Annotated in this window: 3 protein-coding genes and 1 pseudogene; all 4 read right to left on the reverse strand. The window is 74.3% G+C overall.

Annotated features, from left to right (window positions below; genetic code table 11):
- Positions 1-50: 50 nt before the first annotated feature.
- A complete protein-coding gene (locus ACFRQN_RS40520; RefSeq protein WP_143204557.1) occupies positions 51-416 on the reverse strand; it encodes a hypothetical protein in 366 nt (121 codons plus the stop codon).
- Positions 417-719: 303 nt separating this feature from the next.
- Positions 720-1,235 carry a DUF1772 domain-containing protein gene (locus tag ACFRQN_RS40525; RefSeq protein ID WP_380745643.1) on the reverse strand — a complete coding sequence of 172 codons (516 nt, stop codon included), beginning with the start codon at positions 1,233-1,235 and terminating at the stop codon, positions 720-722.
- Between the two features lie 289 nt (positions 1,236-1,524).
- On the reverse strand, positions 1,525-2,172 hold the full coding sequence (locus ACFRQN_RS40530) for a hemerythrin domain-containing protein (protein WP_380745645.1): 648 nt from the start codon (positions 2,170-2,172) through the stop codon (positions 1,525-1,527).
- A gap of 83 nt (positions 2,173-2,255) precedes the next feature.
- A pseudogene (locus ACFRQN_RS40535) lies at positions 2,256-2,414 on the reverse strand (NmrA family transcriptional regulator); the annotation flags it as partial.

Below are 2,414 nucleotides of genomic sequence, written 5' to 3' on the forward strand. Positions count from 1 at the left end.
GACCCGTGCCGGTCCTCGTCGTCCGTGTCGCCCTCGCCGCCGACCCCGGCTCAGCCGGGGCGGTGCTGCGCCGCCCCCGGCACCGGCCGGGGCGGACGCCGGCGCAAGGGCGCCAGTTCGCGTTCCAGGGCCCGCACGTCCAGCGCTATCCGGGACGCGGTCTCGCGCGGGCCGGTGCCGGCGGGCAGCCGTCGCGACCACGAGCGGGGCTTGGCCGGGCCGTCCTGGACCATGTGGAAGTTGAGCCGCAGCACGTCGGCGACGTCGACCAGGCTCACCAGGATCCTGGTGTCGGCGAGGTCGATGCAGACTTCGTTCCCGATGCACGAGCAGGCCACCAGGCCCTCGATGGCCTCCTCCGCCAGATATCTGGCCAGGGGTACCGCCTTCCCCCGCACCAGAAACGGACGTTCCACCGGAGTCACCGGAACCGCCTCCTCCCCAGCAGCTGTACGGTGCTCGGCCGCGGCGCAAGCGCACCGCAACGGACCGGGCCCGGCCTATGCTCCACCACATCGGACCGGTTCGCCAACTCGGTGTCTCACCAAGTGAATTGGGAGAACGCACCGGACCGGCGCACCGGCGCACGCCCCAGCGCACCGGGCCGGCCCCGGCAGCCCGGCCACAACGGCGGGCGCACGGCCCCGGAACGCGCGTGTGCCCGCCCGCACGAGGCGGACGGGCACAGCGGCGATGCGCGGAACCGGGCGGGCCGGAGCTCAGCGGCCGCCGCGGCCGTGCAGCACCAGGGAGCGGGTCAGCGCGAGCAGACCGCCGGTGCAGAGCGCGGTGCGGAGCATGTTGACCGGCACCCAGCTGTCCGCGAACTTGGCCCGCACGGCGGCGAAGTCGTGGATCTGCGACGGGTCGCCGGCCGCCGCCAGCTCGTTGTTCAGCGGGATGTTGACGCCCATGGTGACGATCAGCGCCACCACGTACAGCGCCGTCGCCAGGCCCGCCCAGAGCGCCACCTGGCGCCGGCCTGCCTTGTGCAGCAGCCAGGCCGCCAGGCCGGTCGCCGCGAAGGCGCCGACGAAGACCAGGCCGAACAGCCCGTTCTCGATCGACTTGTTGATGTGCTGCATCGCCGTGACGTAGGTCCGGTCGTCCCCGGCCGCCAGGCCCGGCATCACCGACACGTCGAAGGCGAAGAACAGCCCCGCCATCAGGCCCATCGCCACGGTGGAACCCACCAGCAGCGGCCCCGCGGCCTTGCTCTGTCCGACAGCCCGCACCGAACTCCCCACCCCCGCACTCCCGATGGCCGACGGCGCCGTGTACGACAGCGGAACCGCGGTCTGATCCGAACGCATCCCAGGACCCTCTCAATCTTCCGGCCCCGCGGAGTGCGGCGCCGACGAACGTGGAACTCTCGACACCGCCCACCGTGCGGCGCGCCGCGCAACGGAACCGCGACAACCGGAACCCCGGCCCCCGGCAGGGCACTTGCGGCACCCGGCGGTGCCGCGCCCGGCCGGGGCCGGCGCACCTCACCGCCCCGGCGAACACGGCGGAGAGACCGGCTCAGAGCACCGCGCCCAGCCCGCGCCGGTACCGCCGGTCCAGGACCGTCCGCCCGAGCAGCCGCACCGGGGCCGGGATGGTCGCCGAGACCGCCCGGACCGAGGCCGCGTCCGCGCCGTCGAACATCCAGGGCTGGAGGTAGGTCATCACCTGGGTCGGCGCGCTCCCGATGATCCGGCGCTCGACCCTCAGGTACTCGTCCACCGACAGGCCGGCCAGCGCCGGGAAGACCACCGGCTCCTCGTGCCGCAGGTGCTCGCGCACCAGGCTCTCGAACGCCTGGGCGGCCTCCGGGAGTTCGACGCGCAGTCCGGAGCCGAGCACCCCGGCGACCCGGCGCATCGAGGCGTCCAGCGCCTCGTGGTCCTCCTCCAGGACCCCGCTGCCGTCGAAGCCCGCCACCCGGCCACGCAGGTACGGCCAGAGGATCTCGTCCTCGCTGTGGTGGTGCCAGTCGATCACCGAGCGCAGCCGCCCGAACCACTCCGCGAGCGCCGCGGCGGAGCCCGCCGAGCCGCGCTGCGCGGCGGCGGTCAGCCGTGCCGCGTCCCGGCGCATCGCGACGTGCATCAGGCCGAAGCCCTTGAGCTGCTCGGGCAGGGCGCGCAGCCCCTGCTCCGTCGACCAGACCGTTGTGCCGTCCGTCATGACCAGACCTCCAGTGTCCGTTCGGATTCCCTACCAGCGCCCGCCCGGAGACGGGCGGTCGGAGCCGCCCCGGACGGGTCGGCTCACACGTTCCACACGCCCGAGGCGGCGGCCTCGCGGGCGTAGTCGGCGAAGTCCCGCGGCTCGCGGCCCAACGCCCGCCGCACCCCGTCGCCCAGCGACGCGTTGCGGCCGTCCAGGATCACCGAGAACAGCTCCGCGAAGTCCGCCGGCAGCCCCGC

Origin of the sequence: Kitasatospora sp. NPDC056800 (assembly GCF_042789775.1) — a bacterium.
GTDB lineage: Bacteria > Actinomycetota > Actinomycetes > Streptomycetales > Streptomycetaceae > Kitasatospora.

Bases quoted from the DNA above. Each gene is read 5' to 3' on its own strand.
- ACFRQN_RS40530 (WP_380745645.1), bottom strand. From the start codon at position 2,172: ATGACGGACGGCACAACGGTCTGGTCGACGGAGCAGGGGCTGCGCGCC.